The 19,094-nt window shown below is 60.8% G+C and carries 17 protein-coding genes; 10 read left to right on the forward strand and 7 right to left on the reverse strand.

The features are described from left to right. Window positions 1-98: 98 nt before the first annotated feature. The 3 genes from KI617_RS00100 to KI617_RS00110 all read right to left on the reverse strand — a co-directional run bounded on the left by KI617_RS00100 (window position 99) and on the right by KI617_RS00110 (window position 4,799). Window positions 99-2,618: a DNA topoisomerase III gene (locus KI617_RS00100; protein WP_226449499.1), complete on the reverse strand. Its 2,520-nt coding sequence runs from the start codon at window positions 2,616-2,618 to the stop codon at window positions 99-101. Window positions 2,619-2,694: 76 nt separating this feature from the next. Next, on the reverse strand, window positions 2,695-3,771 hold the full coding sequence (gene dprA, locus KI617_RS00105) for a DNA-processing protein DprA (protein ID WP_226449501.1): 1,077 nt from the start codon (window positions 3,769-3,771) through the stop codon (window positions 2,695-2,697). After that, window positions 3,768-4,799 carry a LysM peptidoglycan-binding domain-containing protein gene (locus tag KI617_RS00110; RefSeq protein WP_226449503.1) on the reverse strand — a complete coding sequence of 344 codons (1,032 nt, stop codon included), beginning with the start codon at window positions 4,797-4,799 and terminating at the stop codon, window positions 3,768-3,770. Before KI617_RS00110 ends, dprA begins: the two co-directional genes overlap by 4 nt. Before the next feature lie 143 nt (window positions 4,800-4,942). On the opposite strand from KI617_RS00110, the gene def reads away from it, so the two are divergent. The 3 genes from def to htpX are packed head-to-tail and all read left to right on the forward strand — an operon-like array spanning window position 4,943 to window position 7,267. Then, window positions 4,943-5,446 carry a peptide deformylase gene (gene def / locus KI617_RS00115; protein WP_226449505.1) on the forward strand — a complete coding sequence of 168 codons (504 nt, stop codon included), beginning with the start codon at window positions 4,943-4,945 and terminating at the stop codon, window positions 5,444-5,446. Beyond that, complete coding sequence (gene fmt / locus KI617_RS00120; protein ID WP_226449507.1) at window positions 5,443-6,366, forward strand: methionyl-tRNA formyltransferase; 924 nt, start codon at window positions 5,443-5,445, stop codon at window positions 6,364-6,366. Before def ends, fmt begins: the two co-directional genes overlap by 4 nt. Window positions 6,367-6,424: 58 nt before the next feature. Next, window positions 6,425-7,267: a zinc metalloprotease HtpX gene (htpX, locus tag KI617_RS00125; RefSeq protein ID WP_226449509.1), complete on the forward strand. Its 843-nt coding sequence runs from the start codon at window positions 6,425-6,427 to the stop codon at window positions 7,265-7,267. A 9-nt stretch (window positions 7,268-7,276) separates the two neighbouring features. Here htpX and KI617_RS00130 read toward each other — a convergent pair whose 3' ends face one another. The 4 genes from KI617_RS00130 to KI617_RS00145 all read right to left on the reverse strand — a co-directional run bounded on the left by KI617_RS00130 (window position 7,277) and on the right by KI617_RS00145 (window position 9,681). Then, window positions 7,277-7,627, reverse strand: coding sequence for a ribbon-helix-helix domain-containing protein (locus KI617_RS00130; protein WP_226449511.1), 351 nt, complete (start codon window positions 7,625-7,627; stop codon window positions 7,277-7,279). Between the two features lie 50 nt (window positions 7,628-7,677). Beyond that, a complete protein-coding gene (locus tag KI617_RS00135; protein ID WP_226449513.1) occupies window positions 7,678-8,259 on the reverse strand; it encodes a DJ-1/PfpI family protein in 582 nt (193 codons plus the stop codon). 99 nt (window positions 8,260-8,358) lie between these two features. Then, window positions 8,359-8,757, reverse strand: a complete 399-nt coding sequence (gene speD / locus KI617_RS00140) for an adenosylmethionine decarboxylase (RefSeq protein WP_226449515.1) — start codon at window positions 8,755-8,757, stop codon at window positions 8,359-8,361. Between the two features lie 9 nt (window positions 8,758-8,766). Further along, a complete protein-coding gene (locus KI617_RS00145) occupies window positions 8,767-9,681 on the reverse strand; it encodes a S1/P1 nuclease (protein ID WP_226449517.1) in 915 nt (304 codons plus the stop codon). Between the two features lie 34 nt (window positions 9,682-9,715). Here KI617_RS00145 and rsmB point away from each other — a divergent pair, with 34 nt between their 5' ends. The 7 genes from rsmB to hemE are packed head-to-tail and all read left to right on the forward strand — an operon-like array spanning window position 9,716 to window position 18,991. Further along, window positions 9,716-10,975 (forward strand): 16S rRNA (cytosine(967)-C(5))-methyltransferase RsmB, encoded by a 1,260-nt coding sequence (gene rsmB / locus KI617_RS00150; RefSeq protein WP_226449519.1) that lies wholly within the window; start codon window positions 9,716-9,718, stop codon window positions 10,973-10,975. Then, window positions 10,968-11,549, forward strand: coding sequence for a DUF4390 domain-containing protein (locus tag KI617_RS00155; protein ID WP_226449521.1), 582 nt, complete (start codon window positions 10,968-10,970; stop codon window positions 11,547-11,549). Before rsmB ends, KI617_RS00155 begins: the two co-directional genes overlap by 8 nt. Further along, on the forward strand, window positions 11,546-13,702 hold the full coding sequence (locus KI617_RS00160; RefSeq protein WP_226449523.1) for a sensor histidine kinase: 2,157 nt from the start codon (window positions 11,546-11,548) through the stop codon (window positions 13,700-13,702). Before KI617_RS00155 ends, KI617_RS00160 begins: the two co-directional genes overlap by 4 nt. Beyond that, window positions 13,680-14,945 (forward strand): sigma-54-dependent transcriptional regulator, encoded by a 1,266-nt coding sequence (locus tag KI617_RS00165; protein WP_226449525.1) that lies wholly within the window; start codon window positions 13,680-13,682, stop codon window positions 14,943-14,945. Before KI617_RS00160 ends, KI617_RS00165 begins: the two co-directional genes overlap by 23 nt. A gap of 21 nt (window positions 14,946-14,966) precedes the next feature. Next, window positions 14,967-16,400, forward strand: a complete 1,434-nt coding sequence (trkA, locus tag KI617_RS00170; RefSeq protein WP_226449527.1) for a Trk system potassium transporter TrkA — start codon at window positions 14,967-14,969, stop codon at window positions 16,398-16,400. 10 nt (window positions 16,401-16,410) lie between these two features. Next, complete coding sequence (locus KI617_RS00175) at window positions 16,411-17,865, forward strand: TrkH family potassium uptake protein (RefSeq protein WP_404826762.1); 1,455 nt, start codon at window positions 16,411-16,413, stop codon at window positions 17,863-17,865. A gap of 58 nt (window positions 17,866-17,923) precedes the next feature. Then, complete coding sequence (gene hemE, locus KI617_RS00180; RefSeq protein ID WP_226449529.1) at window positions 17,924-18,991, forward strand: uroporphyrinogen decarboxylase; 1,068 nt, start codon at window positions 17,924-17,926, stop codon at window positions 18,989-18,991. Window positions 18,992-19,094: the final 103 nt, after the last annotated feature.

Raw genomic sequence — 19,094 nt, forward strand, 5'->3', positions numbered from 1 at the left:
AGTTTCACGTGGAACGAGGGTGGAAAATACGTTCCGACGCCTGAAGCGAAAAAGCCCTCGATTTTGTCGAGGGCTTTTTGTTGTAGGCAGCAGGGCTATCAGGCTTCAGCCTTCTTCTTGGCCGGCGCCTTGGGTTTGGCCACCTTCTTTTCGAACTCGAAGCTGACCTTGCCATCCTTGGCCATCAGATAGGCCGAGAACTTGCGGCGGGTGCGGTTCGAAACGAACTCCTTGAGCAGATCAGTCTTGCCTTCGGCCAGCAGCTTCTTCATCTGAGCGGCATCGATCGGCTGCTGCAGGATGATTTTGCCGGAGCGGAAATCGCAGGTTTTGGCCGGGCCGACCGATTTTTCGCAGACGTAGGAAGTGCCGTGCTCAAAGACATTGGCCGCACACTTGGGGCACTTGCCGAGACTTTCCTGTGCGGAGAAATCGACGGGTTCGGCATCGGCGGCATCCGCCTTGTCCTGGCCGAAATCGAATTCCGGCTGCAGATCGTCGTTGAGCTTGATGGCTGCGGCAAAGCTGCGGCCCATCTTGTTGCGGAAGCCGGTCAGCGGGCCGACCTGCTTTTCGGTTAGCAATTGCTCTATTTCAGCCGGCTCATACTGACGACCAGCCACAATCTTCCACAGCGCGTAGTCGCAGCCGCCGCACTGGAACTTCTTGTAGGTCTCGCGAATCTGACCGCCGCACTTCGGGCAGGGGGCAGTCAGCACGCCGAAATCACCGGGAATGGTGTCGGCTTCGTATTGCTTGGCGCGTTCGACCATGTGGCGGGTCATTTCGGCGATTTCGCGCATGAATTCGTCGCGCGTGAATTCGCCCTTTTCGATGCGGCCGAGTTTCCATTCCCAGTCGCCGGTCAATTCCGGTTGGGTCAGCTCCTTGATGCCGAGGCCGTTGAGCAGCGTCATCAGGGTAAAAGCCTTGGCGGTCGGGATCAGTTCCCGGCCTTCGCGGTGCATGTATTGCTCGCCGATCAGGTTTTCGATGATCTGGGCGCGGGTGGCCGGGGTGCCGAGGCCACGGCCCGCCATGGCGGCCTTCAGTTCCTCGTCGTCGACCATCTTGCCGGCGCCTTCCATGGCGGAGAGCAGGGTGGCTTCAGAGTAGCGTGGCGGCGGCTTGGTGGCGTTGGCCTTGACGGTCACTTCGTCGGTATTGACCTCTTCCTTGGCATCGACGGCAACCAGGTTGCCTTCGTCGCCATCCTGGCCTTCCTTGCCATAAACGGTGAGCCAGCCCGGATTGACCAGCACCTTGCCCTCGGTCTTGAAGGGGTAGCCTTCGACGCGAGTGATGCGGGTGGTGACCATGTACTCGGCGGCTGGGAAGAAGACGGACAGGAAGCGACGAACGACGAAGTCGTACAGCTTCTGTTCCATCTCGTTCAGGCTCTTGGGTGCCTGCGGCGTCGGGATGATGGCGAAGTGATCGCTGATCTTGGCGTTGTTGAAGATGCGCTTGTTCGGTAGTACCCAGTTGCGGGCCAGGATCTGGTGGGCGAAAGGCGAATAGCGGGCGAGCAGCACTTCATCGTGGCCCTTGCCGGCGCCTTGGCCAGTCAGTACGGCCAGCGTTTCCTTGACGGTCGGCAGGTAATCTTCTGGCAGGCAGCGCGAATCGGTTCGCGGGTAGGTCAGGACCTTGTGCTTTTCGTACAGGGCCTGGGCCAGTGACAGCGTGGTCTTGGCCGAGAAGCCGAAGCGAGCGTTCGCTTCGCGCTGGAGGGTCGTCAAATCGAACAGTGCGGGCGATAGGCGGGTTTCCGGCTTGGCTTCTTCGGTGACTTCGCCGGGCTTGCCTTCGGTGGCGGCGCGGATGGCTTCGGCGCGCGCAACTTCCCACAGGCGATCGGCGCGAGCATGTTCGTCGTCGTTCTTGCCCTTGAAGGCTTCGTCGAACCATTTGCCCTTGTAGGAGCCAGCCTTGGCGCTGAAATCAGCCTCGACTTCCCAGTAGTCGCGCGACTTGAAATCGCGAATCTTGCGTTCGCGTTCAACGACGATGGCCAGCGTCGGTGTCTGGACGCGACCAACGGTGGTCAGGTGGAAGCCACCGGTCTTGGAGTTGAAGGCGGTCATTGCCCGCGTGCCATTGATGCCGACCAGCCAGTCGGATTCGGAGCGGCAGACGGCGGCATCGCCGAGGCCTTCCATTTCCTGGCCGGGACGCAGGCGGGCGAAGCCGTCACGGATCGCGCCCTGGGTCATCGACTGCAGCCACAGGCGCTGGACCGGCTTGCCGGACTTGGCGTTCTGGGCGATGTAATTGAAGATCAACTCGCCCTCACGCCCCGCGTCACAGGCATTGATCAGGCCGGTAACATCCTTGCGCTTGATCAGCTTGTTGAGCACCTTGAGGCGGGATTCGGTCTTTTCGATCGGCTTCAGGGCGAAGTGCGGCGGGATCACCGGCAGATGGGCGAAGGACCATTTGCCGCGTTTGACCTCGAATTCTTCGGGGCAGGCCAGTTCCAGCAAGTGACCGACAGCCGATGAGAGCACGAGCTCTTCGCTTTCGAAGTAGTCGTCGTGTTTGGTAAAGCCACCCAGCGCCCGCGCGATGTCGGCGGCGACGGAAGGTTTTTCGGCAATGATCAGCTTTTTGGACATGGTTTGGCCTGTTGAGTGCCGGGGCATGATAAGTGCCCGGCGAGCGGCTTGGCAAGCCGTCAATATATATAGGTGCCTAGTTCAGGCGCTGGTAGCGGTTACCGGGCAGGGTGCCTATAAGGCCGCAAAGCTCCAGTGTCAGGAGTTCCGGCAGCAACTGGTCGGCGCTCATTGCAGTTCGTTCGACGAGGTCGTCAAGGCTGCATGGATCGTGGCCAAGCGCAGCGAGAATCGGACCTTCTTCAGCGTTATCTGATGGAAGCTCCGGTTCGGGAGCTTCGTTGAAACTGCCCAGTTCTTCCAGAATGTCGGTAGCGGTTTCAACCAGTTTGGCACCCTGCTTGATCAATTTATGGCAGCCGCGGGCAACGGGCGAGTGGATCGACCCGGGTATGGCGAAAACCTCACGCCCCTGTTCAGCGGCAAGCCGCGCTGTGATCAGCGACCCGCTTTCCGGCGCAGCTTCGACGACCAAGACACCACGCGAGAGTCCGGAGATGATTCGGTTGCGCCTTGGAAAGTTGGAGGCGATGGCGGGCGTACCGAGCGGAAATTCAGAAACGATCGCCCCATGCTCAACGATGGCCAGCGCCAACTCCTTATTGCGGGCCGGGTAGATACGGTCGGGGCCGGTGCCAATGACCGCAATGGTTTCTCCCTTGGCGGCCAGTGCGCCACGGTGGGCGGCGGCATCGATGCCTAGCGCCAGGCCACTAATGATCGTCAGCCCCCTGGCGGCCAGTGTTTTGGCGAAGTTCTCGGCCGTTTGCACACCTTGAGGCGTTGCGTTGCGGCTGCCAACCATGGCTAGTCCGCGCTTCTGGAGCAGGGCAAGGTTGCCGCGCACGTAGAGTAGGCTGGGAGGGTCGGCTATTTCGAGCAGCGCTTTCGGGTAGGCTTCATCAGCCAATGAGATGATGTGCTGACTTGGTTGGTTGGCCCATTCGAGGCTATGTTCGACCGCCTCTGTCGGATCAAAATCGAACAGCAGGTCGGCGCGGTGACCGATGATGCCACGCGCTTCCAGGCGGCCGGCCGAGAAAATGGCTTCCGGTAAACCGAAAGCGGCGAGAAGCTTTCGTTGCGTCTCGCCGCCAATGCCTGGAATCAGGGTCAGCCGCAACCAGGCGGCCAAGCCGTCGGTATTTATCATGGATTCTTTGCAATATCCCCGGTGATCACGGACTTGGAGGAATCGACGACCAGAGCGTAGGCAATATTGTCGAAGACGCGGAAGACAAAGGCCAGCCCGTAACGTTCGTCAGGAACGGGGGTTTTGATCCGGTGGCCATCTTCGTTAATGCTGACTGAAACACGGGTGCGGTAGAGCGCAACGACATGGCCGATTTCTAGGCCATCGTTCTTGCCACGATTCAGCGAAACAACGGAACTGGTACCGCCTTCGTTGATGCCGCCGTAGATTCCGATGATCCGGGCCGATACATCACGTTCCGGACGGTGCGGAACATAGGAGATGATTGCTGGCGGGGGGGCTGGAAGCAGGCTATCGCCGCGACCAATTTCCTCCTTGGCCAGCGTAACGCGCAGGGTGGCTGGCTCACCTGGCTTGGTCAGCCGGGCATTGCCGAGGAAAAAGGCTTCGTAGGCGATAACCTTGTCGGTATCGGGGTCCTTGAGGGCTTTTCCTTTGCGGAAGATATGCCATTTTTCCACGCTGGCGTCCGGGATGCCGCTGGCGTAGAAGGAATCACTGCTGCCAACCATCATGCGATCTTCTTCAGTCGCGACAATGCGGACGGCGCTGGCATCATCATCCGTCTCGATGATCAAGGGTTGGGAAATAAACGGTTCGATCACGTTCGGCGGAATGCTCGGTATGACCTGCTGAACAGGGGTGCTATACACGGTCGGCTGAACCTTGCCGCTTTGTCCACCAACCGACTTGCCAAGCCTCAGGCGGGGCGTACCGCTCGACGTGTCGAGCATGACGACATCGCCCGGATAGATCCAGTGCGGGTTCTTGATCTGTTCCTTGTTCATCTGCCAGATTTCCGGCCAGCGCCATGGCTGCTTGAGAAACTTGCCGGAAATGCCCCACAGGGTGTCACCCTTGACGACGATGTGACGATCGGGCGGGTTGTCCACGAGTTGTAGCGGCTCGGCGGCCGATGCGCAGACGGCCGTCACGGCCAGGATGAGCGCGGATATAATGCGAACCATAGTCGTAACCTCACGTGCCGGTGGAACGCAATAACGTCGTCACTGTCTCATTAAGTGCCAATCATTTGCGTTCCATACCTCGGAATTGCTTTAGATTCTGCACGTAATAACCTAAGCGAGCAAGCTTTTATTCCGGTTTTCATATGGCCCTTTTACCCATTCTGCGTTTTCCCGACCCGCGCCTGAAAAAGGTGGCGCTCCCCGTTGCCAAAGTTGATGACAGCATTCGAAAACTGGTCGCCGACATGGCTGAAACCATGTACGAAGCACCCGGTATCGGGTTGGCAGCGACGCAGGTTGATGTACACAAACGCGTTGTGGTCATCGACGTTTCAGAAGACAAGAGCGCACTCCAGGCTTTTATCAATCCGATGCTGAGCCGTTGCGAAGGCTCGCAGACTGGAGAGGAAGGTTGTCTGTCGGTGCCGGGTATCTACGACAAGGTCGAGCGGGCCGAAAGCGTTGTCGTGACCTATCTTGATCTCGAAGGTAAAGAGCAGACTCTGGCGGCGGATGGTTTGCTTGCCGTTTGTCTGCAACACGAACTCGATCATCTGAACGGCACGGTCTTCGTCGATCACCTTTCGCTGTTGAAGCAGACCCGCATCAAGAACAAGCTGGCCAAGCAGGCGCGCGTCACGGCATGAGGGTCATCTTTGCCGGAACGCCGGAGTTTGCCGCGCAGGCCTTGCAGGCGATAGTTGAAGCTGGCCACGATGTTGCACTGGTGCTGACCCAGCCGGATCGCCCGGCCGGGCGCGGCATGACGCTTCAGCCATCGGCGGTCAAGAAAGTGGCGCTTGAGCACGGCATCGAAGTATTTCAGCCGCTGACCCTGAAGGATGCCGAGGCACAGGCGAAAGTTGCGGCCGTTGGTGCTGAAGTGATGATCGTCGCCGCTTACGGCTTGATCCTGCCGCAGGTTGTACTCGATATGCCGCGCTTGGGCTGCATCAACATCCATGGTTCCCTGCTGCCGCGCTGGCGTGGCGCGGCGCCGATCCAGCGTGCTTTGTTGGCAGGTGATGCCGAAACCGGTGTTTGCATCATGCAAATGGAGGCTGGCCTGGATACCGGGCCGGTGCTGCTGCGTGGTGCCTTCCCGATTGCGGCTACAGATACCACGGCAACGCTGCATGATCGCTTGGCCGAACTGGGGGCAAAGCTGGTCGTCGAGGCCTTGGGGAGGCTACCTTTGGCTGCCGAGCCGCAGCCGGCCGAGGGGGTGACCTACGCCCACAAGATCGAAAAGGCAGAGGCGCTGATTGACTGGCGCAAGAGTGCCGCCGAACTGGATCGCCACATTCGCGCCTTCAACCCTTTCCCCGGGGCGCAGGCCTTGTTTCGCGGGCAGACGGTCAAACTTTGGCAAGCGACACCGGTGGCAGAGCAGGGTGAGCTCGGCACCATTCTGGCTGTAGACCGGCACAGCGTCGTCATTGCCTGTGGCGAAGGTGCGCTGGCCGTGACCGAATTGCAGAAGGCCGGTGGCAAGCGCTTGCCGGTCCAGCAATTCTTGGCCGGGCATCCCTTGACCGTGGGTGACCGTTTCGACATCCCGGCTTGAATTTTTGCCGGACGACTATAGTTAACTTCCCGGGTCAGACAGCCGCAAGGAGTTAAACATGTTCAACTGGGTGAAGACAGCCATTCTGATGGCGGCCATCATGGCGTTGTTCGGGATTGTTGGCGGCATGATCGGCGGCCAGTCCGGGATGTTGATGGCCTTGGTTTTCGGTGGTGCGATGAATCTGTTTTCGTACTGGTTCTCCGACACCATGGTGCTGAAGATGTACAACGCCCAGCCGGTGGACGAAACAAGCGCGCCGCAGTTTTACGCGATGGTGCGCGAGCTGGCGCAGCGGGCGAACCTGCCGATGCCCAAGGTCTACATCATCAACGAAGCCCAGCCCAACGCCTTTGCCACCGGTCGCAATCCGGAACATGCGGCAGTGGCGGCGACGACCGGCATCATCCAGTTGCTGTCGGCGCGTGAATTGCGCGGGGTAATGGCGCATGAACTGGCCCACGTGAAGCATCGCGACATCCTGATCTCGACCATTTCGGCCACCATGGCCGGGGCGATTTCGGCGCTGGCCAACTTCGCGATGTTCTTTGGTGGGCGCGACGAAAACGGTCGCTCGGTTAACCCGCTGGTCGGTATTCTGGTGGCGATTCTGGCGCCCTTGGCCGCCAGCCTGATCCAGATGGCGATTTCCCGGGCTCGCGAATTTGAGGCCGATCAGGGCGGTGCCGAGATCAGCGGCACACCAAATGCCCTGGCCGACGCCCTGTGCAAAATCCAGATGTATGCCGAGGGCCGCATCCCGATGGCTCCGGCCGAGGCGCATCCGGAAACGGCGCAGATGATGATCCTGAACCCGCTCTCCGCAGGCGGTATTCGTGGCCTGTTCTCGACCCATCCGCCGACCGAGGAGCGCATTGCCCGCTTGCGGGCAATGTCCTGAGCTTCGCGATCAGGCGTTCCCGACGCTTCGCGGTAATTCCCGAATCGCCGGCGGCAGGGTGCCAACCACGGCCAGACTGGGCCGTTCCCCGGTTTTCTGGTGGCGTAGCGTCAGGTAGCGCAGACAGGTGACGCGCAGGAAGGATGCGAAGTTCTCCACTTCGCCGCGATAGACCTCTATTTCGTCGTAGAGCTTGGCGATCAGCTGGTTGGTCGTCATGCCCTCGTTGCCCGCCAGTTCGGCGAGGATGTCCCAGAACAGGTTTTCCAAACGGATCTTGGTCACGAAACCGTGAATCCGGATGGAACGGGCTCGTGACTCGTAGAGCATCGGATCGGCCTTGACGTAAATTTCGCACATGCAGCCTCCTGAACGAACGGGCAGCCGGCAGGCCAGCCGCCCTCGGTGCTTCAAAGGGTGATTTGCGTGCCGAGCAGGGGCAGAAACTTCGCCAGCCAGTCCGGATGCGCTGGCCAGGCCGGTGCAGTGACCAGATTGCCATCGACGTGCGCCTGGTCGACCGGGATGTCGGCGTACTGCCCGCCGGCGGCCCGGACTTCGGGGGCACAGGCGGGATAGGCGCTGCATGAACGTCCGTTCAGAACACCGGCGGCGCTGAGCAGTTGGGCGCCGTGGCAGATGGCCGCGATCGGCTTGCCGGCGTTGGCAAAGTGCTGGACCATGGCCAGTACCTGCGGATTGAGGCGCAGATATTCTGGCGCGCGGCCGCCCGGAATGACCAGGGCGTCGTAGGACTCGACTGAAATATCGGCGAAGGTGGCATTGAGGGTGAAGTTGTGGCCAGGCTTCTCGCTGTAGGTCTGGTCGCCTTCGAAATCATGGATTGCGGTGCGCACGAATTCGCCGGCTTTCTTGCCCGGACAGACCGCGTGTACCGTGTGGCCGACCATCAGGAGTGCCTGGAAGGGCACCATGGTCTCGTAGTCTTCGGTGTAGTCACCGGTTAGCATCAGAATTTTCTTTGCAGCCATTATTGTCTCCTTGATTGGTGTGAACCCTCCGGCCAAGCGGTCGGAAAAGGGTGGACTCATTGTGGAGAGAATGGTGCCCCGGCGGGTAGCAACGGGCTGCTACGCCGGCTTGTCTTTGTCTTGGGAAAGGCGGCCGCGGTGGACGGCGGATTGCTCGATTCGGTCCGGCTGGAAGGTGGCAATGACTTCGGCGAACAGTGCTTTGGCCTGCTCGCTGTTGTCGCCACTGAAATTGCAGACATAGACGTCCAGCGTGACGGCGGCGATTTCCGGCCAGGTATGCAGGGCGAGATGCGATTCGGCGAGAACGACGGTGCCGGTGACGCCGGCCGGCTGGTCGGTGGCGTCGCGGAAGGCGTGGAATAGTCGGCCGACCACGGTTAGCCCATGGCGCTGGCAGGCATCGACGCAATAGGCCTCCAGCCGCGGTGCATCGAGCAGCAAACCCGGAGTGCAGCGGCAGTCATGCAGGTCGGCGATCAGGTGCAGGCCATTCATGACGGAATTCTATTGCGTTTCACGTGAAACGGGCTGGCCGAAGATGCTTTCGAGCCGGTGGCCCAGGCGGTAGCCGGCCTCCACGATGCGTCGATTGGCGATGTCGCGGCTATCGCGGTGAAAATCATCGCTGATGATGGGGAGCAGGCTGCCGTTGGCTTTCGGGTAGGCGACGGCGAGCAAGCGGTGGCTTTCTTCACGCCACAGCGCAACATCGCCCTGAACCGGTTTCGGGTAGCTCTCGAGCAGTCGGGCGGCGTTCTTTTCAAGGCGTTTGCCGCGCAGCCATGGCGGGCCGGGCAGGTCGTCCCAGTAAAGATGCAGGCTGCTGAAGGGCAGGCGTTTGTTGAACGGGTTCTCGATTTCGACCTTGTTTCCGCCTTCGTCGCCGTGTTGCCCGACGTGGAGCGGCTGATGGATATCGGCAACGAGATGCAGCAGCCAGGGCAGGGCATAGGAAATCTGGCTGCCATTGCCAGCTGCGCTTGCTCCGCCAGAAGATGCCTTGACCTGAAGTAAGCGGCTCAGACGTTCGATCTGGCGCTCGAGTTCCCCGTCGCGAACCTTGCCGGCGGCGTCCAGGTCAACGTAGTGCCAGCGCTTGTGGCGTCCGGTATCCGGGAAGCCGGGCAAGGGCGGGGTGGGCGCTTCTCTGTCCTCGTCATGGAAGCGCGGATCATTGCGGATATCGTCCGGCCAGGTTGAGGCTTCGGCAAACAGGTCGATGGCATCGCTTGAGCGGGCTTTTGCGAGCCAGCGCTCGTGGTCCGGATGGCGGGCCAGCGCTGCCGAGATTGCTTCGCGCGTTGGCGGTGTCAGTTGTTGCCAGGCGATGACGGCCACCAGGCGGTGGCCGGCTGCGTTCCAGGCGTAGGCCGGCAGGGTCAATGAAAAGAAAAGCAGGGCAGAGAGGATTTGACGCATTGGCCCATTATGCCGCGTGCGATAATCGCGCACTATGTCCAGATTGCCCTTCAATTCACTCGCTTTTGCCCTGTTGCAGGCCGCGCGCATCGATGCGGCCGTCTTTGCCGGGCAGAGTCTGGCCGACGGCCTTCTTGCTCGAGTCGATCCGGCCGCCCGCCCCGCCGTGCAGGATCTCGTATACGGCAGCCTGCGGGCTTACGGGCGAGGTGATTTCTTTCTAAGTCGCCTGCTCGACAAGCCCCTGGATGCCGAAGAAGTCCGCGCGCTGTTGCTGGTCTCGATTTATCGACTGGAAACCCGGCCGGATGCAGCGCATACCGTCGTCGATCAGGCTGTTTCGGCAGCTGGAGAATTGGCGAACGGGCGTTTTCGCGGGCTGGTCAATGCTGTGTTGCGCAATTTCCTGCGTCAGCAGGAGTCCTTGGTCGTCGCGCTGGCGGCCGATCCGGTCGCCGCATCCCAGCACCCGGACTGGTGGCTGGCCCAGTTGCAGGCTGCTTTCCCTGATGACTGGCAGCGCATTGTCGCGGCCGGAAATGCTCCGCCGCCGATGGGGCTGCGGGTCAATGTTCGCCGCGCCTCGCGTGATGATTATCTGGCGCGATTGACCGTCGCCGGGATTGCCGCCACGGCGATTGGTGAATCCGGTCTGGCCTTGGCCAAGCCGGTGCCGGTCGAATCCCTGCTCGGTTTTGCCGACGGGCAACTGTCCGTGCAGGACCCAGGGGCCCAGATGGCGGCAGCGCTGCTCGATCCGAAGCCAGGCAGCCGGGTGCTTGACGCCTGTGCGGCGCCCGGTGGCAAGACGGCGCACCTGCTGGAACGCGCCGATCTCGATTTGCTGGCGCTGGACTTGAAGCCTTCCCGTTGTCGCCGAATCGAAGAAAACCTGGCTCGTCTCGGCCTGACCGCCAGCGTCAAGGCGGCTGATTGCGTCAAGCTGGACACCTGGTGGGATGGCCAGCCCTTCGATGCGGTGCTGGCCGATGTGCCCTGTACCGCCAGCGGCGTTGTCCGTCGCAATCCCGATACCAAGTGGCTGCGCCGCGAGGCCGATATCTTCAGTTTTGCCAAGACCCAGGCCCGCATTCTCGACGCCTTGTGGCAGGTCGTGCGGCCGGGAGGTAAACTGCTTTACGTGACCTGCTCGGTTTTTCCGACCGAGAATGGTGAGCAGATAGCGCGCTTTCTGGCGCGCCAGCCGGAAGCTCGCCGCTGTCACGAAGAACAGCTTTTACCCACTGCCGACCATGATGGCTTTTTCTACTGCCTCCTCGAAAAGCATGCTTGAACGGCTGCGCCTCTGCTTGGCGCTGCTTGTTTTTGTGCCGTTCGTGGCTTGGGCCGCAGAAATCGACATTAGCAACCCCCAGCTGGTGGCAGGGGAAGACAGCTATGTGCTGTCGGCCGATTTCAAATTCGATTTGACCCCGCGTCTTGAAGAGGCGGTGACCAAAGGCGTCGTGCTCTATTTCGTCGCTGATTTCGAGCTGACCAAGGGCCGCTGGTACTGGCTGGACGAAAAACTGGCCAGCCGCAGCCAGACCTATCGTCTCTCCTACCATGCGCTGACCCGGCAATATCGCTTGTCTACCGGTGGATTGCACCAGTCCTTCCCCACCCTGTCCGAGGCAGTGCAAGTGCTGTCTCGCCTGCGCAACTGGGGAGTGATCGAGCGTGGCGAGAAAGGCATTCGGGTCGGCGAGCCCTACGAAGCGTCGCTGCGTCTGCGCCTTGATGTGACCCAGCTACCGCGCCCATTCCAGATCACGGCGCTGGGTAACAAGGAATGGAACCTGGCTTCCGACTGGAAGACCTGGCAGGCGATCCTGCCGGCCATCACCCCCCCGGTGGAGGCCAAGTGAAGCGTTTTGTTGCCGCCGGCGGGGCCTTTGCCGCAGCCATCGGAGGCATCCTGTGGTTCCTGCTGCTGATGTCGACAGCCGCCGACACGGTGATCTTTTCGCGCAATTACCCGCTGCTCATTGCCCTCAACGTGGTGCTGGCGCTGGGCATGGTCGGCCTGGTCGGCTGGCAGTTGCGGACGCTGTGGCGCGATTATCAGGCCCAGGTTTTCGGGGCGCGCCTGAAGCTGCGCCTGATGCTGATGTTCGGGGTCATTGCCGTATTGCCCGGTGCGCTGGTCTATGGCGTTTCGGTGCAGTTCGTGACGCGTTCGATCGAGAGCTGGTTCGATGTCCGGGTGGAGAAGGCCCTCGAATCCGGCCTGCAACTGGGGCGTTCGGCCCTCGATTCCCTGTTGGCCGACCTGGTCGAGAAGGGACGCAGCATGGCGACCGAGCTTTCGGATATCCAGGAAGTGTCGCGCCGTTCGGCCTTGCTGCGTTTGCGCGAGGAGAAGGGTGTCCAGACAGCGGCGCTGTTCTCGGTGGGCGGGCAGTTGCTGTCGAGTGCGACCAGCGAATTGTCCAGCCTGTTGCCCGACCTGCCAAATCAGTCCCAGCTCAAGCAGGCGCGCAATACGCGGGCACTGGGGACGGTCGAGGGCGAGGGCGGCAAACTCTATCTACGCGTTCTGGTGCCGGTTTCGGCGCGCGACATGTTCGAGGAGCCGCGCATCCTGCAACTGATCCAGCCCGTGCCTTCCAGTCTGGCTCATGATGCCGATGCCGTGCAGGATGTTTATCGCGACTATCAGGAGTTGCAACTGGCCCGTGAGGGGCTGACGCGAATCTACGCGCTGACCCTGACGCTGACCGTGCTCGTCGCGCTGTTCGGCGCCTTTGCGCTGGCTTACCTGATGGCTCGCCGGCTGGTGGCGCCGCTCTATATTCTGGCCGAAGGCACGCAGGCGGTGGCGCAGGGTGACTTTTCGCCACGCCAGGCCATTTATAGCGGCGATGAACTTGGCGTGCTGACCCAGTCCTTCAACCGCATGACGCGCCAGCTTGACGACGCCCGGCGTGAAACGGAACGGCATCGGGCGGAACTGGAGTCGGCCCGCGGCTATCTGGAATCGATTCTGGCCAATCTGTCGACCGGTGTGCTGGTTTTTGACCGCCGTTTTGTCTTGCGCACCGTCAATGAAGGGGCGCTGACCATACTGAACGACGACTTCATCGGGCTGATCGGTGCCCTGGTCGATGAATGGCCGCGCCAGCAGGCGCTTGGCACCTTTATCCGGGAAAATTTTGCCGCCACGGAAGAAATCGAGTGGCAGGCCCAGTTGGAAATGGAGCGGCCGAACGGCATGCCGCAGGTCCTGCTGTTGCGCGGTTCGCGTCTGCCGGAAGCCAGCGGTGGCGGTGATGTGGTGGTGTTTGACGATGTCACCCGACTGATCGCTGCGCAGCGCAGTGCGGCCTGGGGTGAAGTGGCGCGCCGCCTGGCCCATGAAATCAAGAATCCGCTGACGCCGATCCAGCTTTCCGCCGAGCGCCTGCAATTCAAGCTGGCCAGCAAGCTGAGCAATGGCGATGCCGACATGCTGGCCCGCGGTACGCAGACCATCATCAATCAAGTGCAGGCCATGAAGCGCATGGTCGACGATTTCCGTGATTACGCCCGCCTGCCGGCACCGGAAGTTGCCCCGCTTGATCTGAATGCCTTGATCGGCGAAGTGCTGGGGCTTTACGAAAGCTCTTCGGCCGTCATCGAGAACCGGCTGGACAGCGCGCTACCGCCAATTCTCGGCGACGCCACGCAGTTACGGCAGATCATCCACAATCTGCTGCGCAATGCCGAAGATGCCCTGGAGAACCATGCAGGGGCGCGTATCCTGATCCAGACCGAGCAGCTTGGGCGTTATGCCCGCCTGACCATTGCCGACAACGGTCCCGGTTTTCCGGTCGAACTGCTGTCGCGCATCTTCGAACCCTATGTCACGACCAAGGCGCGCGGTACCGGCCTTGGCCTGCCCATCGTCAAGAAAATTGTCGAGGAACACCTGGGCACTATCGAAATCAGCAATGCACCCGAGGGCGGAGCGCGGATCGACATCCGCCTGCCTCTGGTGAAGGAGGAGGAAGCCAAGCATGGCCATCATTCTGGTCGTTGATGACGAAGTTGGTATTCGCGAACTGTTGTCGGAAATCCTGATCGACGAAGGCTACGACGTCCGCCTGGCGGAAAACGCCACGGCAGCGCGTCTGGTCCGCGAAGAACTGCGTCCCGATCTGGTGCTGCTCGATATCTGGATGCCGGATACCGACGGCATTTCGCTGCTCAAGGAGTGGCATGCCGCCGGGTATCTCAACATGCCGGTGGTCATGATGTCGGGGCACGGCACGATCGATACGGCGGTCGAGGCAACGCGTTTCGGGGCTTTCGATTTCCTCGAAAAGCCGATCGCGCTGCAGAAGCTGCTGTCGACGGTACAGAAGGCGCTCAAGCACGACAAGCCGCCGGCCCGCCCGGCGCTGACGCTGGAAGCTTTCAGTCGCTCGGCCTTCGTCAAGGAATTCAAGCGGCGCCTCGAACAGGCGGCCGCCAAGTCGCCGGTGCTGCTGCTCAAGGGCGCCAACGGCGGCATGGCGGAAATCTGTGCGCGCACCCTGCAGCCACCACGGGCGCCGTGGCTGGATCTGTCCAGTGTGAGCAGTGCGCTGACTCAGGAAATGCTGGAAAAGGTCACCGGTGGCATCCTGTTCGTGCCCGATCTGGCCGTGCTCGGCAAGATGCAGCAGATGAACCTGGCGTTCGCGATCGAGCGTCTGGAGAAATTGAATTTGCAGTTGATCGCCGCCAGCGTGTCGTCGATGACCGCGCTCAACGAGTCCGGCTGGGACAGCAAGCTGCTGACCCGACTCAGCGAAATCTGGGTGGCCATGCCGTCCTTGACCGGGCATGGCGACGAATTACCGGAAATTGCCAGCCTGCTGCTGAGCAATTTTGTCGAGCGCGGCGAAGTGCCTTTGCGCCGCCTTTCAACGGGGGCCTTGAACGCGCTGCGGTCCTTGCCCTGGAAGCGTCAGCCGGAATCGAGCTGGAGCGACCTTTATGCGCTGGTGCGCAATCTGGCGGTGACCTCGCTCGACGAGGAAATCAGCGCTGAGGATGTGGCCCGGGTCATGCCGCACGACGGGGTGGAGAGTCCGGAAGTGCTTTCCTTGCTGCCCTTGTTTGATCAGCCGCTGCGCGAGGCCCGGGATGCTTTCGAAAAAATGTATTTCGAGCACCACCTGCGGCTGGAAGGTGGCAACATGACCAAGCTGGCTGAGCGCTCCGGGCTGGAGCGGACCCATCTTTATCGCAAGTTGAAGCAACTGGACGTCAAACTCGGCAAGCGCGGGGAAGAATAAATCTCAGGATCCGGGGGGGTCATGAAAGTCATCATTCTTGGAGCGGGGCAGGTCGGCGCCAGTGTCGCGGAGGGGCTGGTTTCGGAAGAAAACGACATCACCGTGGTGGATAGCGACGGGCCGCGCCTGATGGCGCTGCAGGACAAGCTCGATTTGCGGACCGTCGTCGGCAATGCCGCAACGCCGAGCATCTTGCGTGAAGCGGGGGCGGAAGACGCCGACATGATCATCGCCGTGACGCAGAGCGACCAGACCAATCTGGTGGCCTGCAAGCTGGCCCAGAGCGTCTTCAATGTACCGACCCGCATTGCCCGGTTGCGGGCGCGGGATTTCCTCGAAGACGATTCGCTGCTGTCGATCGAGAATTTTGCCGTCGATTACGCCCTCTGCCCCGAGCAGGTCATCACCGAATACATCCGGCGCCTGATTGAGTTTCCTGAAGCCCTGCAGGTGCTCAATTTCGCCAAAAACCGGGTCAGCCTCGTGGCCGTGCGCGCCTATGAGGGCGGCCTGCTGGTCGGCAAGCCGATCAAGGAGATGCGTGAGCTTTTGCCGCTGGGCTTGGATGCGCGGATAGCCGCGATTTTCCGGCGCGACCAGCCGGTCTTTCCCGAGGGCGATACGGTGGTCGAGGCAGGGGACGAGGTCTTTCTGCTGGCGGCGGCCGAGCATATCCGGCCGGTCCTTCGCCAGTTGCGGCGGATGATGACGCCAGTCCAGCGCATCATGATTGCCGGGGGTGGCAATATCGGCCTTCGTCTGGCCAAATCACTCGAAAAACGCTATGAAATCAAGCTGATCGAGGGCAGAAAAGAGCGCGCCGAGTTTATTGCCAACGAGCTGGACAACACGCTTGTCCTGCTCGGCGATGCGACCGACGAGGAATTGCTGGAGCAGGAAAATATCGCTGAGATGGATCTTTTCCTGGCGGTGACCAATGACGATGAAGACAACATCATGTCCGGCAGCCTGGCCAAACGGCTGGGCTCAAAGCGGGTGGTGGCCCTGATCAACCGCCGCGCCTACGCCGAGATGATTGAAGGCGGGCCGATCGACATCGGCATCTCGCCGGCCCAGGTGTCGATCGGTACCTTGCTGGCCCATGTCCGGCAGGGCGATGTCGCTGAAGTACATTCGCTGCGTCGCGGGGCGGCAGAAGCGCTTGAGCTGATTGCCCACGGCGATGCCAAGACCTCCAAAATTGTCGGTAGGCGCATCGACGAGATCGACTGGCCGCATGGCGTGACCGTGGCGGCAATGGTCCGCAATTTCGACCAGGCGGTCATTGTCGGCCAGACCGACGAATGGACTTCGATCACCCGCCATGGTGAGGTGGTCATTGCGCACCACGATACGGTGATCCAGCCCGGAGATCACGTGATCGTCTTCTGCACCCGCAAAAAGCTGGTCAAGAAGGTCGAGAAGCTGTTCCAGGTCGGTTTCCACTTCCTGTAGGGGGTCGCTCGTGACACGTTTTGCCCCTGTCTATCGTGCGCTGGGCATGATCATCATGCTCTTCGGCCTGACCATGCTGGCGCCACTGATCCTTTCCTACCTGACAAATGACGGCGCCCAGACTGCCTACGACGAGGCTTTCGCGCTGACCATGCTGAGTGGCGCCTTCCTCTGGTACCGTTATCGCCGCTGCAAGCGTGAGCTGAACATCCGCGACGGTTTCCTGATGGTCGTGCTGGTGTGGACGGTGCTGCCTGCATTTGCAGCAATTCCCTTGATGTTGCAGCTCGGCATCAGTCATACCGACGCCTACTTCGAGACGGTTTCTGGGCTGACGACAACCGGCTCGACGGTGCTGTCGAATATCGACACCCTGCCAATGTCGATCAATCTATGGCGTCACCAGCTGGTCTGGGTGGGCGGCATGGGCCTGATCGTGCTGGCCATCGCCATTCTGCCCCTGCTCGGTATCGGCGGTCGGCAGATGTTCAAGGCCGAAACGCCGGGGCCGATGAAGGACTCGAAGATGACACCGCGCATCGCCGAGACGGCGAAGGGGCTGTGGCTGGTTTATCTGGGGGTGTCGATCGCCTGCATCGTGGGTTACCGCTGGGCAGGAATGAACTGGTTCGATGCCGTCTGTCATGGCTTTTCAACCATGGGGCTGGGGGGCTTCTCAACGCACGATGCCAGCTTCGGCTTTTTCAACTCACCGGCCATTGAACTGGTGGCCATCGTCTTCATGCTGATTGCCGGCATGAACTTCGGCACGCTGTTTCTCGCCGTCAGCGGGCGCTCGATTCGCCCCTACATGCGTGACCCGGAGGCTGGCTGGTTTCTCGGTGTGACGCTGTTCAGCATCCTCGTGGTAGCCATCTATATCTGGAAGGATGGTGCCTATCCGGATCTGGATACGGCGGTACGCCATGCGGCGTTTAACGTGATTTCGATCGCGACAACAACCGGGTATGCCAGCGTCGACTATGCGTTATGGCCAATTTTCGCATCCTTGTGGATGCTATTCCTGTCCAGCTTCGTCACCAGCGCCGGCTCAACCGGTGGCGGTATCAAGATGATGCGGGCGCTGCTGCTTTACAAACAGGTCTATCGCGAATTGGTGCGCGCCATGCATCCCAGCGCGGTGTACAACATCCGGATCGGCGGCCAGGTGGCGCCCCAGCCCATCCTGTTCGCGGTGCTTTCCTTTGCCTTTATGTACATGGTCAGCATCGTCTCGCTGACCTTGATTCTTGCCTTCACCGGGCTCGACATCATTTCGGCCTTTACGGCCATTGTGGCCAGCGTCAACAATACCGGGCCGGGTCTTGGCGTGGTCGGGCCATCGACCACCTATGAAGTGCTGGGTGATTTTCAGACCTGGGTCTGCATTTTCGCCATGCTGCTCGGGCGTCTCGAAATCTTCACGCTGCTCGTTGTGCTGACCCCCGCCTTCTGGCGTAAGTGACCTGAGCCGGAGAAAGGCGGATAATTCCGCCTTTCCGAATTTTCTGGCGGAGTCCGACGTGAGCCGACCCAAGAACGATACTTTCCTGCGTGCCCTTCTCAAAGAGCCGACCGAATACACCCCGCTGTGGCTGATGCGCCAGGCTGGTCGTTACCTCCCCGAGTATTGCGAAACCCGCAAACGGGCCGGCAACTTCCTGAACCTGTGCAAGTCGCCGGCCATGGCCTGCGAAGTGACGCTGCAGCCGCTGGCCCGCTACGACCTCGACGCCGCCATCCTGTTCTCCGACATCCTGACCGTGCCGGACGCCATGGGCCTCGGCCTGTACTTCGCCGAAGGCGAGGGCCCGAAGTTCGAGCGCCCGCTGCGCGAAGAATGGGCGATCAACAACCTGACGGTGACCGATCCCTACGAGCATCTGGGCTACGTCATGGATGCCGTCTCTGAAATCCGCCGCGCGCTCGATAACTCGGTGCCGCTGATCGGCTTCTCCGGTAGCCCCTACACGCTGGCCTGCTACATGGTCGAGGGCGAGGGCTCGAGCGATTTCCGCAACATCAAGGGCATGCTCTACAACCGCCCGGACCTGCTGCACCGCATCCTGTCGGTGACCGCCGATTCCGTGATCGCTTACCTCAATGCCCAGATCGACTGCGGTGCCCAAGCCGTGATGATCTTCGACACCTGGGGCGGTTCGCTGTCCAACGCGGCCTACGAGGAATTCTCGCTGCAATACATGCGCCGCATCGTGGCCGGCCTGAAGAAGGAAAAAGACGGTCAGCGCATTCCGAGCATCGTGTTCACCAAGAACGGCGGCCTGTGGCTGGAAAAGATCGCCGACATCGGTTGTGATGCGGTCGGCCTCGACTGGACTATCGATATCGGCGAAGCCCGTCGTCGTGTTGGCGACAAGGTGGCCTTGCAGGGCAACCTTGATCCAAACGTCTTGTTCGCTCAGCCGGAAATCGTTGCGGCCGAAGCGAAGAAGGTGCTCGATAGCTTTGGCCCGGCCAATACCGGGCATGTGTTCAACCTCGGCCACGGCATTTCGCAATTCACCCCGCCGGAAAGCGTGACGGCGCTGGTTGAAGCAGTTCATTCTCACAGCCGAGTATTACGTAAGTAATACCATAAGTGGGTAGCAAAGCTTGACTTATACACAGAGCTTTGCCGCCCACTGGAAAAATTTCCTGAAAAACCCTTGACGCCAGTGCGTTTATTTAAAATGT

Origin of the sequence: Ferribacterium limneticum, from assembly GCF_020510625.1 — a bacterium.
GTDB classification, from domain to species: Bacteria; Pseudomonadota; Gammaproteobacteria; order Burkholderiales; family Rhodocyclaceae; genus Azonexus; species Azonexus limneticus_A.

Coding starts and splice junctions, on each gene's coding strand:
- dprA (WP_226449501.1), bottom strand. CDS start 3,771: ATGATAAATACCGACGGCTTGGCCGCCTGGTTGCGGCTGACCCTGATT.
- KI617_RS00155 (WP_226449521.1), top strand. CDS start 10,968: ATGCTTGAACGGCTGCGCCTCTGCTTGGCGCTGCTTGTTTTTGTGCCG.
- speD (WP_226449515.1), bottom strand. CDS start 8,757: ATGAATGGCCTGCACCTGATCGCCGACCTGCATGACTGCCGCTGCACT.
- KI617_RS00135 (WP_226449513.1), bottom strand. CDS start 8,259: ATGGCTGCAAAGAAAATTCTGATGCTAACCGGTGACTACACCGAAGAC.
- KI617_RS00110 (WP_226449503.1), bottom strand. CDS start 4,799: ATGGTTCGCATTATATCCGCGCTCATCCTGGCCGTGACGGCCGTCTGC.
- def (WP_226449505.1), top strand. CDS start 4,943: ATGGCCCTTTTACCCATTCTGCGTTTTCCCGACCCGCGCCTGAAAAAG.
- fmt (WP_226449507.1), top strand. CDS start 5,443: ATGAGGGTCATCTTTGCCGGAACGCCGGAGTTTGCCGCGCAGGCCTTG.
- KI617_RS00100 (WP_226449499.1), bottom strand. CDS start 2,618: ATGTCCAAAAAGCTGATCATTGCCGAAAAACCTTCCGTCGCCGCCGAC.
- KI617_RS00145 (WP_226449517.1), bottom strand. CDS start 9,681: ATGCGTCAAATCCTCTCTGCCCTGCTTTTCTTTTCATTGACCCTGCCG.
- htpX (WP_226449509.1), top strand. CDS start 6,425: ATGTTCAACTGGGTGAAGACAGCCATTCTGATGGCGGCCATCATGGCG.
- KI617_RS00165 (WP_226449525.1), top strand. CDS start 13,680: ATGGCCATCATTCTGGTCGTTGATGACGAAGTTGGTATTCGCGAACTG.
- rsmB (WP_226449519.1), top strand. CDS start 9,716: ATGTCCAGATTGCCCTTCAATTCACTCGCTTTTGCCCTGTTGCAGGCC.
- KI617_RS00130 (WP_226449511.1), bottom strand. CDS start 7,627: ATGTGCGAAATTTACGTCAAGGCCGATCCGATGCTCTACGAGTCACGA.
- trkA (WP_226449527.1), top strand. CDS start 14,967: ATGAAAGTCATCATTCTTGGAGCGGGGCAGGTCGGCGCCAGTGTCGCG.